The sequence below is a fragment of the Stenotrophomonas sp. PFBMAA-4 genome (assembly GCF_030053215.1).
Lineage (GTDB): Bacteria > Pseudomonadota > Gammaproteobacteria > Xanthomonadales > Xanthomonadaceae > Stenotrophomonas.
Window position 1 is genome coordinate 32,052 of record NZ_JASGBW010000038.1, and the last position, 14,086, is coordinate 46,137.

Consider the following 14,086-nt stretch of genomic DNA (forward strand, 5'->3'; position numbering starts at 1 on the left):
GATGAAGCATTTCCATTTTCCACGCCAGAATGCGCGCGGCCTCCGCGCGGCGGCGACCGGAGCGCGTCCATGAGCAGCCTGCGCGATGCGATGAGCCATGCAGCGCTGGGCTGGGTCAAGCCGGAGCTGGACGAGACCCTGCGCCAGGTGCGCCACGAGGTCGAGTACTTCGCCGAGGACCCGGCTGACGGCAGCCGCATGCGCATCTGCGCCGGCTACCTGCACCAGGTGCAGGGCACCCTGCGCATGGTCGAGCTGTATGCCCCGGCGATGGTGGCCGAGGAACTGGAACAGCTGGCCGTGGCTGTCGGCGAAGGCCGCGTGGCCGACCGCGATGAAGCCTGCGCCACGCTGATGCGCGGCAGCGTGCTGCTGCCCGATTACCTGGAACGCCTGCAGAACGGCCACCGCGATATTCCCATCGTGCTGATGCCGCTGCTGAACGAGATCCGCGCCGCGCGTGGCGAGGAAGGCGTGAATGACAGCGTGCTGTTCGCCTTTGCACCGGACAGCGTCAGCGCCACCGAAGCCGAGCTGGACCACGCCCGTGGCAGCCTGAGCGGACGCAACCGCGAGCTGCTCGACACCGTTGGCAGCGCGGTCAAGGAAGAACTGCTGCAGGTCAAGGATGCTCTGGACCTGCATCTGCGCACCGGCGGTGCGCCGCAGCAGCTGCAGGAACAGGTGACCAAGCTGGGCGCCGTCGGCGATACGCTGGGCATGATGGGCCTGGGCGCTGCCCGCAACGTGGTCGCGCAGCAGCGCGATGCGTTGCTGGCCGTGGTCGAAGGCCGCCAGCAGATCGACGAGGACATGCTGCTGGATATCGCCGGCGCACTGCTCTATGTCGACGCGTCGCTGGACGACCAGGTCGCCCATCTGGGCGCCGGTGGCAGTGGCGAGGATGACCCGAGCGCGGTGGAGAACCGGCGCACGGTGGAAGTGCTGGCGCACGAGGCGATCGCCAATTTCGCCGCCGCCCGCGAGCATTTCGTCGCGTTCATCGAAACCAGCTGGAACCATGCCGAGCTGCAGGACGTGCCGCGCCTGCTGGGCGATGTGTCCGGTGCACTGCGCATGCTCGACCTGGGCACCGCCGCCGACTACCTGCGTGGCGTGCAGCAGTACATCGAGGCCGAACTGATCGGCCGCCAGCGCGTGCCCAGTGGCCGCCAGCTGGACACGCTGGCCGATGCCATGGCCAGCCTGGAGTACTACCTGGAAGCGCTGCGTGACCGCCGCCCGGGTCGCGAAGACATTCTCGACATCACCCGCAGCAGCCTGGAAACCCTGCGCTACTGGCCGCTGCCCGAGCGCGCCAGCGCCGGTGCCGAGGCCGACGCCGACGCGGTGCAGCCCATCGTGCGAGAAGGGGTGGCAGTGGCCTCCGCGCCGCTGCAGCTGGATCCGGTGGAGATCGACGTGCAGCCTGCCGCACCGGCGCCGGGCGAGGTCCCGCCGTCGCTGCCGGACTTCACCTTCGATCCGCTGCCTGCTGCGCCGGTGGCCGACAACAGCCTGATGTTCGGTGCGCTGGGCGGGCAGGACACTGCCGCCACCCCGGAACAGGCCGAACCGGCGTCGTTGCTGTTCGCCGCTTCCACTGCGCCGGCACCGAGCGTGCCGCAGTGGGAACTGGGCAGCCACGAGCCTGCGCCCGCCGCCGATGAGCGCGCGCCGACCTTCAACAGCTTCGATCCGGTCAGCTTCGACTCGGTCAGCTTCGACCCGGTGGGCGCCGAGCACGTGCAGGTGGCCCCGCAGTGGTCGTTGTCCGAGGTGGCCGATGCACAGACCGATGAAGGCGACGCGCTGGTGCTGGAAGACAGCGTCGAGGACTTCGGCTTTGCCGCGCTGGACGAAGCCGCCACGGGCGCTTCGCTGGAGCTTTCCGCTGCCCCGGCGTTCGACCCGGTGGCCGCCGAGCATGACGCCCCGGCGATGCTGGACGATGTGGTGTTCCACTTCGACAACAGCGCCCTGGACAACGCTGATGACGTGCTGTCGCTGCAGGCGATGGAAACGTTGTCGCTGGACGAGGAACTGGACGCGCCGCAGCCGGTGGTCGAGTTCGCCGACGCCGTCGAGGCTGCGCCGGTCGAAGCACTGGCGCCTGCCGCGACCATCGAGCCGGTCGAGCACATCGACATGGCCGACGTCGCTGCCGAGGCTGCGCCGGTCGAAATGATCGAAGCGTTGGCCGCCGCCGAGACCGGCGCGGACGAGGGCCTGGCGACCGTTGCGGCACCTGCCGCGACCGTGTCCCTGGTCGACGTCGATACCATTGCGCCGATCGATTTCAGCGAGGCCGACGCGCAGTTCTTCGCTGAACTGAGCGCCGCGGCCGCCGAATTCGACCCGCAGGCCGCACCGGCCGCACCGGTTGCCGACGTCGCCGCCCAGGCCGTCGAGGCCGTCGAAGCGGCTGGCTTCGAGGCCGGTTTCGACGATGACGCCGAGAACATCGACCAGGACATCCGCGAGGTGTTCCTGGAAGAGTTCGACGACGAGATGGGCAATCTCGGTGCGCTGCTGCCGGCCTGGCGCACGCAGCCGGACAACATGGACCGGCTGCGCCCGATCCGCCGCGTCTTCCACACCCTCAAGGGCAGTGGCCGCCTGGTTGGCGCCCGTACCCTCGGCGAATTTGCCTGGAAGATCGAGGGCATGCTCAACCGCGTGCTTGAGGGCAAGCGTGCAGCCACCCCGGCCGTGCTGGCGATGGTCGACCACGCCAACGCCGCGCTGCCGCAGCTGAACGCCGCGCTGCGCGATGGCCAGCGTGTCACCGTCGATCTGCAGGCAATGCAGGCCATTGCCGATCGCGTTGCCGCAGGTGAGGAAACCTTCTACGTGCCGCTGCCGGTTGCCGCTGCACCGCAGCCGGCCGTGCCGGCCGAGGTCGATGCGTTTGCCGCCGAGCCCGTGGCCGAGCCGGTCGGTACGCCGGCCAACATCGACAGCGTGCTGCGCGAGATCCTGGAAGCCGAGGTGGACGTCCACCTGGCAACGCTGCAGCAGTGGCTGCAGTCGGCACAGCAGGCCGAGCAGCCGGTGAACGATGCGCTGCTGCGCGCCGTGCACACCATGAACGGCGCCTTCGCGATGACCGAAGTGCCGGAGATCACTGCCGTCACCGGCGCTGCCGAGTCCTACATCAAGCGTGCGCTGGCCGCCGAGGTAGTGCCGGGCGCCGAGGCGCTGGGTGCGTTGCAGGCGACCGCGCAGGCGATCAGCGCGACCATGGAAGCGCTGCAGGCTGAACAGCCGCGCATCGCACCGCAGGCCGAGCTGGCGCAGCGCCTGCAGGCGCTGGCCGCTGAGCTGCCGGAAGCACGCTGGCCGATGGTCGGCCTGGACCTGGACGACGACGAGCTGGACGGGATCGAAGCCGACGTCGCCGCTGTCGAAACGCCCATCGAAGCCGAAGCCGAAGTCATCGCCGACGAAACGCCTGTCGAGCCCGAGGTTGAAGCGGTCGAAGCACCGATCGAGGCGCCCGCTGAAATCACCGGACTGGCCCTGGCGGAGGAACCGGACGCAGCGGCCCTGGCCGAGGCTGTGGTCGACACCGGCACCGACACCGTCACCGCACCGGACATCGGCCTGGCTGCCGCCGAACTGACCGGTGGCGAAGACCTGTCGCGCTACTTCGACGCCGGCTGGCCGTCGATGCCGGAGGCGGCCGCAACGCTGCCGACGGCGACCGGCGAGGCAGGCACAGTAGAGACCCCCGAAACCATCGAAACCGCGCAGGACGCGGTGGACGTCGCGCCGGTGGCGATCGACGTCGATGCCGCCGGTCTCACTGCCGTCGACGACCTGTCGCCCTACCTGGACGCCAGCGCGCTGCCTGTGGACGACCGGGATCCGGAAGACGCCGAGGCTGCGGCGGAGAATGACGCAATTGCCTCGGAAGCTCCTATGCAGGCGCCGGTCATCGAAGATGCCGATGAAGACATCGAGGCCCTGGCGCTCGACAGCGACGCATCCAGCCTTCAGGATGAAATGGCTGTGCCGGGCTTCGCAGAACCGGTCTCGCTGGAAGCCGCGCTCGACGCCGGCCTGCACGTGATCGAGGAAGAACAGGCGCAGGACGAGGATGGCCAGTGGCCGGTGCTCGGCCTGCAGGCCAGCGAACTCGCGCCGGGCGAGGCGGAAGCCTTTGCCGAGGATGCGGACGTCGGCGGGGAGGCGGCGGTCGGTGAAGGAGAGAGCGCCGACCTGCCGTCCCCGGCGACGGTGATTGACGACGTGTCGACCGATGCCGTGGCCGATGCCGCCGCGCCGGTGCGCCTGTTCGAGATGGAAGAGGCGCCGGGTCACAGCCAGGCTGCCGTCGCGCAGGCGCCTGAAGTGGCCGCTGTGGAAGCTGAGGCGGTCGAAGAGGTGGAAGCTGTCGAAGCGGTGGAAGCTGTCGAAGCCGACGCCGAACAGCTCGACTTCAGCATCTATGACCGCGAGCTGGTCGACATCTTCGTCGAGGAAGGCAAGGACCTGCTCGACCACTGCGACGGGCTGATCAGCGAGCTGCGCGATGCACCGCAGGACCGCGAAGTGGTGGCCGGGCTGCAGCGCGACCTGCACACGCTCAAGGGCGGTGCGCGCATGGCCGGCATCAATGCCATCGGCGACCTCGGCCACAGCATCGAATCGCTGCTGGAAGCCGTGGCCGCCGGCCGCACCGAGATCGAGCGCCGCGACGTGCAGCTGCTGGAGCGGGGCTTCGACCGCCTGCACCAGCTGCTCACCCGCACCGGCGACCACCGCGTGGTCGAGCCGGCGCAGGATCTGGTGGAGGCCTTCGAGGCTCGTACCCGCAGCGACGCCGCCGTTGCCGCCAGCACCAGCGCAGGCATCGCCGAGGAGGCCGTCGAGGCACCGGTTGCCGCCGCGCCGCTGGCCCTGGCCGACGCACCGCTGTCGGCACCGCTGCCGGTGGAAGGCACGCCGGACGAAGATCCGCTGGCCCGCCCGCAGCAGGAACAGGTGCGCGTGCGCGCCGACCTGCTCGACCGCCTGGTCAACCATGCCGGTGAAGTGGCGATCTACCGCTCGCGCCTGGAGCAGCAGCTGGGTGCCTTCCGTGGCGCCATGGGCGAACTGGAGCGCACCAATGCGCGACTGCGCGACCAGCTGCGCCGCCTCGATCTGGAAACCGAAGCGCAGATCGTCGCCCGTTACCAGCGCGAGCAGGACCAGGCCGACCAGAAGTTCGATCCGCTGGAACTGGACCGCTTCTCGACCCTGCAGCAGCTCAGCCGTGCGCTGAACGAGTCCGCAGCCGACTTGGGTGGCCTGCAGGGCGTGCTGGACGATCTGTCGCGCCAGTACGACTCCCTGCTGCAGCAGCAGTCGCGCGTCAGCTCGGAACTGCAGGACGGCCTGATGCGTGCGCGCATGGTGCCGTTCGACGGCCTGGTGCCGCGCCTGCGCCGTGTCGTCCGCCAGGCGGGCATGGACACCAGCAAGCAGGTCCACCTGACCCTGGAAGGTACCCACGGCGAACTGGACCGCAACGTCCTGGACCGCATGGTCGCGCCGCTGGAACACATGCTGCGCAACTCGGTGGCCCACGGCCTGGAAGCACCGGAACAGCGTCGCGCTGCCGGCAAGCCGGAAGAAGGCGAGATCGCCATCCGCCTGCACCGCGAAGGCTCGGAAATCGTGCTGGAAGTGGCCGATGACGGTGCCGGCCTGGACCGCGAGGCGATCCGCCGCCGTGCCATCGACCGTGGCCTGCTGGCCGCCGATGCCGCGCCGAACGAGCAGGAACTGGACAACCTGATCTTTGCCTCCGGCTTCACCACCGCCGACCAGGTCAGCCAGCTGGCTGGACGTGGCGTGGGCATGGACGTGGTGCGCAACGAAGTGCGCCAGCTCGGCGGCTCGGTCGACATCCAGTCGGTGCGTGGCCAGGGCGTGCGCTTCACCCTGCGCCTGCCGCAGACGCTGGCCGTCACCCAGGCCGTGTTCGTGCAGATCGGCGAAACCACCTTCGCCGTGCCGGTGGCGTCGGTCAGTGGTATCGGCCGCCTGTCGCGCGAGCGGTTCGAAGCCGCCGACAGCAGCTACCGCTACAGCGGCGAAGACTATCCGCTGTACGACCTGGGCAGCCTGGTCGGGCAGGCCCCGGCGCGCGCCGACGGCCAGGACCAGGTGCCGCTGCTGCTGGTCCGCGCCGGCGACCTGCGTGCCGCCGTGGCGATCGACCAGGTGCTGGGCAACCGCGAAATCGTGGTGAAGCCGGTCGGCCTGCAGATCGCGTCGGTGCCCGGCATCTACGGTGCCACCATCACCGGCGATGGCCGCGTGGTGGTCATCCTCGACGTGGCACCGCTGGTGCGCCGTTACCTGGCCAACCCGATCGCGCCGGTGCAGGAAAACGCACCGCGCCAGGACCGCCAGGTACCGCTGGTGATGGTGGTCGACGATTCGCTGACCATGCGCAAGGTCACCGGCCGCATCCTGGAGCGTCACAACTTCGAGGTCAGCGTCGCCCGCGACGGTGTCGAAGCACTGGAGCAGCTGGAAGAACGCGTGCCCGACCTGATGCTGCTGGACATCGAAATGCCGCGCATGGACGGGTACGAGCTGGCCACCGCGATGCGCGCCGACCCGCGCTACAAGGATGTGCCGATCGTGATGATCACCTCGCGCAGCGGCGACAAGCATCGCCAGCGCGCCTTCGAGATCGGCGTGCAGCGCTACCTGGGCAAGCCGTACCAGGAGCTGGACCTGATGCGTAACGTGTATGACCTGCTGGGGATCGCCCGTGTCCGTGAGTGACGTCAATCCGGTTCCGGCCGTTGCCCTGCTGGCCCGCCCGGGCGCAGCACGCGAGCGCCTGCGCGAAGCGCTGGCCCATGCCGATGTGCAGATCGTGCTGGAAGATGATCCGGTCACGCTGGAGCCGCAGGCGCTGGCCGATGCCCATCCGCAGTTCGTGGTGATCGCCCTGGAAGCGGCCATCGAAGACGCGCTGGAGCGCCTGGAGCCGGCATTGTCGGCGCCGGGCCTGACCCTGGTGTTCGACGAGGCCGAACTGGCCGCGCGCCGCGATGGCTGGGAAGCGCAGCGCTGGGGCCGCCACCTGTCGGCCAAGCTGCACGGCCACCAGCAGGTGCTGCCGCCGGGCGCCGAGGACGAACCCAGCCTGCAGCTGGAACCGGGCCGGCCTTCGCCGCCGCCGGTGCCGCCGAAGGACGAGGTACTGCACGCGCACATGGAGCAGGCCCAGGACTGGGCCGGCGATGTGCCCGCCGACAGCCTGTACGCACCGCCGACGCCGTCGCCCACGTTCGCCGAGCCGGTGTCGCTGGAACAGCACCTGGCGGCCCTGCAGGCGCTGCCGCCGGAGCCGGCCGCTGATGCAGCCGAGGCACCCGCTGCCGACGCCCCCGTGCCGCCGCCGGTGTCCTTCGATCACACCGCGTGGTCGCTGGTTGATGAGGCCGCCGATGCGCCTGCCGCCGCGCCCACGCGCAACGAGCCGCCCGCAGTGCCGTCCTTCGAGACCGGCCACCTGAGCCTGGTCGACCTGGATGCCGGCCTACCGGCCGGCGCGCGCGCCGGCTCGCTGCTGGTGCTGGCCGGCATTGGCGGTCCCGATGCGCTGCGCCGCCTGCTGGGCGCGCTGCCGACCGGGCTGGCCGTGCCGGTGCTGGTGCACATGCGCCTGGACGGTGGCCGCTACGGCAACCTGGTCAAGCAGATGGCGCGGGTTTCGCCGCTGCCGGTGCAGCTGGCCGAAGCCGGCCAGCGCGCAACGCCGGGCGAAGTCCACATCCTGTCCGACGACATCGGCGTGCGTGCCGCCGCCGATGGCCTGCATTTCCAGACCGATCCGCTGGGTGTATCGATTGCCGGCCTGCCGGCCGAACACAGCGCCCTGATCCTGCTCAGTGGTGCCGACCTGGCCCATGTCGGCCCGGCGCTGGATCTGGCCGCCGCCGGTGCCTGGGTGGCCGGGCAGGTGGGTGAAGGCTGCTATGACCCCGCCGCGGCGACCGCCGTGGTGGCTGCCGGCATGGTCGCCGGCGAACCGCAGGAACTGGCGCGGGCCATCGCCGCGCGCTGGGGCGTGGACGAGGACAACGGAGAGACGCCATGAGCTACGCAAGCAACGATGAAATCCGTGGCGTCCTGATCCAGTCCGGTGGCGAACGCGTGCTGCTGCCCAATGCCACGGTGGCCGAAATGATGTCGCGCGTGCCGGTCGAACCGGTGGCCGACGCACCGCGCTGGCTGGTCGGGCAGATCGCCTGGCACGGCTGGCAGGTGCCGCTGCTGTCCTTCGCCCGCCTGTCCGGCCTGGGCGATGAAGTGGTCGGCGGCCACAACAAGGTGGTGGTGCTGAAGGCCCTCAGCGGCAACGCACAGCGCCCGTACTACGCGCTGCTGACGCAGAACTTCCCGCAGCTGATTGCCGTGCCGCGTGACGGCCTGCTGGCCGACGCTTCGGAAGAAACCCTGCCGGACATCGTGCACATGCGCGTGCTGCTGGGTGAACGCAGCGCGCTGCTGCCGAACCTGGACGCGCTGGAATCCGCGCTGGATTCGCTGGCCGCCTGACCATCCGCCGGGCATGGCCCGGCGCTACCGGACGGTGGTAGCGCCGGGCCATGCCCGGCGAGCGCAGCGGTCGCGCGATCCGCCCCTTACCCCAGATCCCCCAGCCGTGCCTGCAACGCTGCAATCGCAGCCAGGCCCGCGGTTTCGGTGCGCAGGATGCGCGGGCCCAGCTGCAGCCCCTGGAAACCGGCCGCCGCCAGCTGGTCGCGATCACGCGGCGACCAGCCACCTTCCGGACCGATCGCAATGACGATGCCACCGGACGGCGCGGCCTGCAGCGTCGACAGCCGGTGCGCGCCCTGCGGGTCCAGCGTCAGCCGCAGCGTATCGGCCGGCAGCGCCGCCGCTGCCTGGGCCAGCGACAGCGGCGGGCCCACCTGCGGAATGCGCGCACGCCCGGACTGGCCGCACGCCGAGGTCACCACATTGTTCCAGTGCGCCACGCGCTTTTCCGCACGCGCCGCATCCAGCTTCACCTCGGTGCGCTCGGCATTCACCGGCACGATGGCGCCCACGCCCAGCTCGGTGGCCTTCTGCAGGATCAGGTCCATCTTCTCGCCACGGGCGATGCCCTGCAGCAGGGTGATCACCAGCGGCGATTCGTTGTCCACGGCCTGCACCGCGTCGATGCGCACCTGCACCTCGCGCTTGCCGGCCACGGTCAGGGTGGCGCTGTAATCGTGGCCATCACCGTTGAACAGCACGCAGGCATCGCCTTCGCGCAGGCGCATCACCCGTACCAGGTGGTTGGCCGTCTCTTCCGGCAGGGTCACGGTCTGGCCGCTGTGCAGCGCCAGGTCGATGGGGCAGCGGGTCACGCGCATGCAATCGCCTCGTCGATGGCTGCCAGCGTGGTATGTGCCAGCAGCTCCAGTTGTTCGTCATCCACGCAGTAAGGTGGCATCCAGTACAGCACGTCGCCCAGCGGGCGCAGTACCACGCCGCGTTTCAGCGCGGCCTTGTAGGCGTGCAGGCCAAGCCGCAGCGTCGGGTTGAACGGCGTGCGCCGGTTGCCGTTGCGCGACAGTTCGAAGGCCACCACCATGCCGGCCTGGCGCACGTCGGCCACGTGCGGGTGGTCGGCGAAGGGCGCGGCCAGCGTGCCCATCACCGCGGCGGTGCCACGGTTGCGCGCGACCATGTCCTCGTCGCGGAAGATATCCAGTGTGGCCAGGGCGGCCGCACACGCCAGCGGGTTGCCAGTGTAGCTGTGCGAATGCAGGAAGGCGCGCTCGCGCGACTCATCGAGGAAGGCGTCGTACAGCGCCTGCGTGGCCAGCACCGCGGCCAGCGGCAGGAAGCCGCCGGTCAGGCCCTTGGACAGGCACATCAGGTCGGGCATCACCCCGGCCTGTTCGCAGGCGAACATCGTGCCGGTGCGGCCGAAGCCGGTGGCGATCTCGTCGGCGATCATGAACGCGCCGTGCGCATCGCACAGCTCGCGCACGCGCTGCAGGTAGACCGGGTCATGCATGCGCATGCCGCCGGCGCATTGCAGGCGCGGTTCCAGGATCACCGCGCAGATCTCGCCGGGGTGCTGGTCGAACAGGGTGGCCAGGCCATCGGCGGCCTGCCGCGCACGGTCGGCCGCGCTCTGGCCCGGTTCGGCCAGGTAGGCATCGGGGGAGGGCGCGAACAGGCCCTCGGCCAGCAGCGGCGCGTACACGCGGCGGTACAGCGGGATGTCGCCCAGCGCCAGCGCCCCCAGGGTCTCGCCGTGGTAGCCGTTTTCCAGCGCGATGAAGCGTGTGCGCCGGGTCTCGCCGCGGTTCTGGAAGTACTGGAACGCCATCTTCAGTGCCACTTCCACCCCGGCCGAGCCGTTGTCGGCGTAAAAGACCTTGGCCAGCGGCGCGCGGCCGGGCTGGCGCGGCGCCAGCGCCAGCAGGCGTTCGGCCAGGGTGATCGCCGGTTCATGGCTGAACCCGGCCAGCATCACCTGTTCCAGCTGCCCGGCCTGGGCGGCGATGGCCGCGCCGATGCGCGGTTCGGCATGACCGAACAGATTCGTCCACCAGCTGCTGACCGCATCCAGGTAGCGGTTGCCGTCGTGGTCGATCAGCCAGGCGCCCTGGCCACGCGCGATCGGCACCAGCGGCAGCGTGTCCGGATGCTCGCGCATCTGCGTGCACGGGTGCCACAGCACCTGCAGGTCGCGTTGCTGCCACTGCCGGGGCAGCGGGGAGGGGGTTGGGTCTGCTAGCATTTCGGGCTCATGAACATGTTGCTGCCTGCACATTCTATCGGCCCCGGCGCACGCGCCGGCCGCCACGGAGATTCCGCATGAACGACGACCGCAGCGGCCGTCGCCTGCCGATCATCCACCGGATCACCGACGAGGAGAACGGTCCCTTCCAGCGCCAGCACCTGGACCTGGAGTTCTCCAACGGTGAACACCGCCGTTTCGAGCGCCTGGTCAGCCGTGGCCATGGCGCGGTGGTGGTGGTGCCGATGCTGGACGAGGAGACCGTCCTGTTGGTGCGTGAATACGCTGCCGGCGTGCACCGCTACGAGCTGGGCCTGGTCAAGGGCCGCATCGATGCCGGCGAAACGCCCGAGCAGGCCGCCGACCGCGAACTGAAGGAAGAGGCCGGCTATGGCGCCCGCCGCGTCGACGTGCTGCGCGCGATGACCCTGGCACCGACCTACATGAGCCACCAGTCGTGGCTGGTGGTGGCGCGCGACCTCTACCCGGAAAAGCTGGCCGGCGACGAGCCGGAAGAGCTGGAGGTGGTGCCGTGGAAGCTGGCCGACCTGGACCAGCTGATGCTGCGCGAGGACTTCTCCGAAGGGCGCTCGCTGGCCGCGCTGTTCATCGCGCGCCAGTGGCTGCAGGGGCGCTGATGATCAAGCTGACCACCGAGCTGCGCGAAACCACGATCGCCATTGCCCAGGAAGCGGGGCAGGCGATCATGCAGGTCTACAGCGACGGCTTCGATGTCACCCTGAAGGCCGATGACAGCCCGGTCACCGCCGCCGATCTCGCCGCCGACCGGGTCATCCAGCAGGGCCTGCGCCAGCTGACCCCGGACCTGCCGATCCTGTCCGAGGAATCGGCGATGGTGCCGTGGGAACAGCGCCAGCACTGGGGCGCCTACTGGCTGGTCGACCCGCTGGATGGCACCCGCGAATTCGTCAAGCGCAACGGCGAATTCAGCGTCAACATCGCGCTGATCTACCAAGGCGCGCCGGCCTTCGGCGTGGTCCAGGCGCCGGTCACCGGCATCGTCTGGCACGCCATGCGCGGCGAGCTGGCTTACCGCCGCCAGGGCCTGCACGACAGCGTGCTGCGCACCCGCACGCCGGCCACCGCGCCGCTGCGGGTGGCCGCCAGCCGCTCGCACCGCTCGCCGGAAACCATCGCCCTGCTCGAGCGCATGGGCGACATCGAAACCGTGGCGCAGGGCTCGTCGCTGAAGTTCTGCCGCATCGCCGAGGGCGGCCTGGACGTGTACCCGCGGCTGGGCCCGACCTCCGAATGGGACACCGCCGCCGGCCAGTGCGTGCTGCACGCTGCCGGGGGGGCGGTGCTCTCGGCCAGCAGCGGCAAGCCGTTCCGCTACAACCGCCGCAGCACCCTGTTGAACGGCGATTTCATCGCCCTTGGCGACACCAGCCTGCCGTGGCGGGACTGGCTGTCCGACTGACCCTGGAGCCCGCATGAGCGACATCCCCACCGCCGGCAGTGCCGCCAGCACCGAACTGGAGCGCCTGCTGGCGATCATGGCGCGGCTGCGCGATCCGCAGGGCGGTTGTCCCTGGGACCTGGAGCAGGACTTCGCCACCATCGCCCCGTACACCATCGAGGAAGCCTACGAGGTCGCCGATGCGATCGATCGTGGCGACCTGGACGACCTCTGCGACGAACTGGGCGACCTGCTCCTGCAGGTCGTGTTCCATGCGCGCATGGCCGAGGAGCAGGGAGCGTTCGCCTTCGCCGACGTGGCGCGCGCGATCAGCGACAAGATGCAGCGCCGCCATCCGCACGTGTTCGCCGATGCCAGCGTGGACGATGCCGATGGCGTGATGCGCAACTGGGACGCGATCAAGCGTGCCGAGCGTGCCGCCAAGGGCGACCAGGACACCTCGGCGCTGGCCGGCATCTCGCGCGGGCTGCCCGAGTGGCAGCGTGCGGTGAAGCTGCAGTCGCGCGCGGCCAAGGTCGGCTTCGACTGGCCCGGTCCGCTGCCGGTGCTGGACAAGGCTGCCGAGGAACTGCAGGAACTGCGCGAGGAATTCGAGCGCGGCGACGTCGCCGGCAACAAGGCGCGGCTGCAGGAAGAACTGGGCGACCTGCTGTTCGTCTGCGCCAACCTGGCGCGCCATGCCGACCTCGACCTGGGCGCGGCCCTGCGCGGTGCCAACCACAAGTTCGAGCGGCGCTTCCGGGCAATGGAAGCGCAGGCGGGCGCGCAGGGCGAAAGTCTGGCCGCGCTGGACCTGGATGCGCAGGAAGCGCTGTGGCAGCACGCCAAGGCCGCGGAGAAGGCGTGAAGACCCTCGCCCTGTTCCTGCTGACTGCGCTGGCAGAGATCGTCGGCTGCTACCTGCCGTGGCTGTGGCTGCGCAAGGGCGGCAGCGTGTGGCTGCTGCTGCCGGCTGCGGCCAGCCTGGCCCTGTTTGCCTGGCTGCTGACCCTGCACCCCACCGCCAGCGGCCGCGTGTATGCCGCCTACGGTGGCGTCTACATCGGCACCGCGCTGTTCTGGCTGTGGCTGGTCGATGGCATCCGCCCCAGCCGCTGGGACCTGCTGGGTGCCGCACTGTGCCTGGCGGGCATGGCGGTGATCATGTTCGGGCCGCGCCAGCCGGTGTGATGGCGGCGCCTGCTTCTCTGTAGAGCCGAGCCCATGCTCGGCTGGCTCTGCTACAAAAACGGGTCACCACTTGATCCGGCCGCGCAGGATGTCGGCGAACATCACCCAGTCGCCGACGAACGAGTACAGCGGGTGGCGGAAGGTAGCCGGGCGGTTCTTCTCGAAGAAGAAATGGCCGACCCAGGCGAACCCATAGCCGCATGCCAGTGCCGCGAGCAGCAGCATCGGCTGGCCGCGCAGCAGCGCTGCGGCCACCAGCAGCAGTACGCCACAACTGCCGATGAAGTGCAGGCGTCGCGAGACCGGATGGCGGTGTTCGTCCAGGTAGAACGGGTAGAACTCGCGGAAGCTGGCGAAGCGGGACATGCACGTGCTCCGGGGCGATGACCGACTACATCATGCGCCTTGTTGAGTTCGCCCGTTGTAGAGCCGAGCCATGCCCGGCTGCTTTTGATATTCCGTAGAGTCGAGCTTGCTCGACTGCTTTTGATCTTCTGTAGAGCCGAGCCATGCTCGGCTGCTTTCGATCTTCTGTAGAGCCGAGCCATGCTCGGCTGCTTTTGATTTTCCGTAGAGCCGAGCCATGCCCGGCTACTTTTGGCAGAGGCAGCCGAGCATGGCTTGTATGTTCCCCCCGGCTCCTACGAGGTATGTAGGAGCCAGGGTGGAGGGACCGACAAGCATGGATCTGCGGA

Annotated in this window: 11 protein-coding genes; 7 read left to right on the top strand and 4 right to left on the bottom strand. The window is 69.6% G+C overall.

The genetic code is table 11. From position 1 onward, the window contains the following. Positions 1-69: 69 nt before the first annotated feature. From QMZ26_RS18915 to QMZ26_RS18925, 3 genes are read left to right on the top strand one after another with little or no spacing between them, the layout of a single operon-like run. A complete protein-coding gene (locus QMZ26_RS18915; RefSeq protein WP_283222347.1) occupies positions 70-6,789 on the top strand; it encodes an Hpt domain-containing protein in 6,720 nt (2,239 codons plus the stop codon). Continuing rightward, positions 6,776-8,113, top strand: a complete 1,338-nt coding sequence (locus QMZ26_RS18920; RefSeq protein ID WP_283222348.1) for a chemotaxis protein CheB — start codon at positions 6,776-6,778, stop codon at positions 8,111-8,113. Before QMZ26_RS18915 ends, QMZ26_RS18920 begins: the two co-directional genes overlap by 14 nt. After that, the gene (locus tag QMZ26_RS18925; protein ID WP_079222859.1) at positions 8,110-8,574 is read left to right on the top strand and encodes a chemotaxis protein CheW; all 465 of its coding nucleotides are present in this window, start codon (positions 8,110-8,112) and stop codon (positions 8,572-8,574) included. Before QMZ26_RS18920 ends, QMZ26_RS18925 begins: the two co-directional genes overlap by 4 nt. An 86-nt stretch (positions 8,575-8,660) precedes the next feature. Here QMZ26_RS18925 and QMZ26_RS18930 read toward each other — a convergent pair whose 3' ends face one another. Beyond that, a complete protein-coding gene (locus tag QMZ26_RS18930) occupies positions 8,661-9,398 on the bottom strand; it encodes a 16S rRNA (uracil(1498)-N(3))-methyltransferase (RefSeq protein WP_079222858.1) in 738 nt (245 codons plus the stop codon). Further along, positions 9,389-10,780 (bottom strand): adenosylmethionine--8-amino-7-oxononanoate transaminase, encoded by a 1,392-nt coding sequence (bioA, locus tag QMZ26_RS18935; protein WP_283222349.1) that lies wholly within the window; start codon positions 10,778-10,780, stop codon positions 9,389-9,391. The genes QMZ26_RS18930 and bioA overlap by 10 nt, the downstream gene beginning before the upstream one ends. A gap of 77 nt (positions 10,781-10,857) precedes the next feature. On the opposite strand from bioA, the gene nudE reads away from it, so the two are divergent. Genes nudE through QMZ26_RS18955 form a run of 4 tightly spaced genes read left to right on the top strand, consistent with a single transcriptional unit; the run spans position 10,858 to position 13,391 of the window. Next, entirely contained in the window at positions 10,858-11,418 is a 561-nt protein-coding gene (gene nudE / locus QMZ26_RS18940; RefSeq protein ID WP_283222350.1) for an ADP compounds hydrolase NudE, read from the top strand. Beyond that, a complete protein-coding gene (cysQ, locus tag QMZ26_RS18945; RefSeq protein WP_108747213.1) occupies positions 11,418-12,221 on the top strand; it encodes a 3'(2'),5'-bisphosphate nucleotidase CysQ in 804 nt (267 codons plus the stop codon). The genes nudE and cysQ overlap by 1 nt, the downstream gene beginning before the upstream one ends. Positions 12,222-12,234: 13 nt before the next feature. Then, positions 12,235-13,068: a nucleoside triphosphate pyrophosphohydrolase gene (gene mazG, locus QMZ26_RS18950; protein ID WP_283222351.1), complete on the top strand. Its 834-nt coding sequence runs from the start codon at positions 12,235-12,237 to the stop codon at positions 13,066-13,068. Next, positions 13,065-13,391 (top strand): YnfA family protein, encoded by a 327-nt coding sequence (locus QMZ26_RS18955; RefSeq protein ID WP_079222853.1) that lies wholly within the window; start codon positions 13,065-13,067, stop codon positions 13,389-13,391. Before mazG ends, QMZ26_RS18955 begins: the two co-directional genes overlap by 4 nt. Positions 13,392-13,454: 63 nt before the next feature. Here the strand turns inward: QMZ26_RS18955 and QMZ26_RS18960 are convergent, their stop codons facing one another. After that, entirely contained in the window at positions 13,455-13,757 is a 303-nt protein-coding gene (locus tag QMZ26_RS18960) for a DUF962 domain-containing protein (protein WP_108747211.1), read from the bottom strand. A 30-nt stretch (positions 13,758-13,787) separates the two neighbouring features. After that, positions 13,788-13,976: a hypothetical protein gene (locus QMZ26_RS18965; RefSeq protein ID WP_283222352.1), complete on the bottom strand. Its 189-nt coding sequence runs from the start codon at positions 13,974-13,976 to the stop codon at positions 13,788-13,790. Between the last annotated feature and the right edge of the window lie 110 nt (positions 13,977-14,086).

Coding starts and splice junctions, on each gene's coding strand:
- QMZ26_RS18915 (WP_283222347.1), top strand. CDS start 70: ATGAGCAGCCTGCGCGATGCGATGAGCCATGCAGCGCTGGGCTGGGTC.
- QMZ26_RS18925 (WP_079222859.1), top strand. CDS start 8,110: ATGAGCTACGCAAGCAACGATGAAATCCGTGGCGTCCTGATCCAGTCC.
- QMZ26_RS18930 (WP_079222858.1), bottom strand. CDS start 9,398: ATGCGCGTGACCCGCTGCCCCATCGACCTGGCGCTGCACAGCGGCCAG.
- bioA (WP_283222349.1), bottom strand. CDS start 10,780: ATGCTAGCAGACCCAACCCCCTCCCCGCTGCCCCGGCAGTGGCAGCAA.
- nudE (WP_283222350.1), top strand. CDS start 10,858: ATGAACGACGACCGCAGCGGCCGTCGCCTGCCGATCATCCACCGGATC.
- cysQ (WP_108747213.1), top strand. CDS start 11,418: ATGATCAAGCTGACCACCGAGCTGCGCGAAACCACGATCGCCATTGCC.
- mazG (WP_283222351.1), top strand. CDS start 12,235: ATGAGCGACATCCCCACCGCCGGCAGTGCCGCCAGCACCGAACTGGAG.
- QMZ26_RS18960 (WP_108747211.1), bottom strand. CDS start 13,757: ATGTCCCGCTTCGCCAGCTTCCGCGAGTTCTACCCGTTCTACCTGGAC.
- QMZ26_RS18965 (WP_283222352.1), bottom strand. CDS start 13,976: ATGGCTCGGCTCTACGGAAAATCAAAAGCAGCCGAGCATGGCTCGGCT.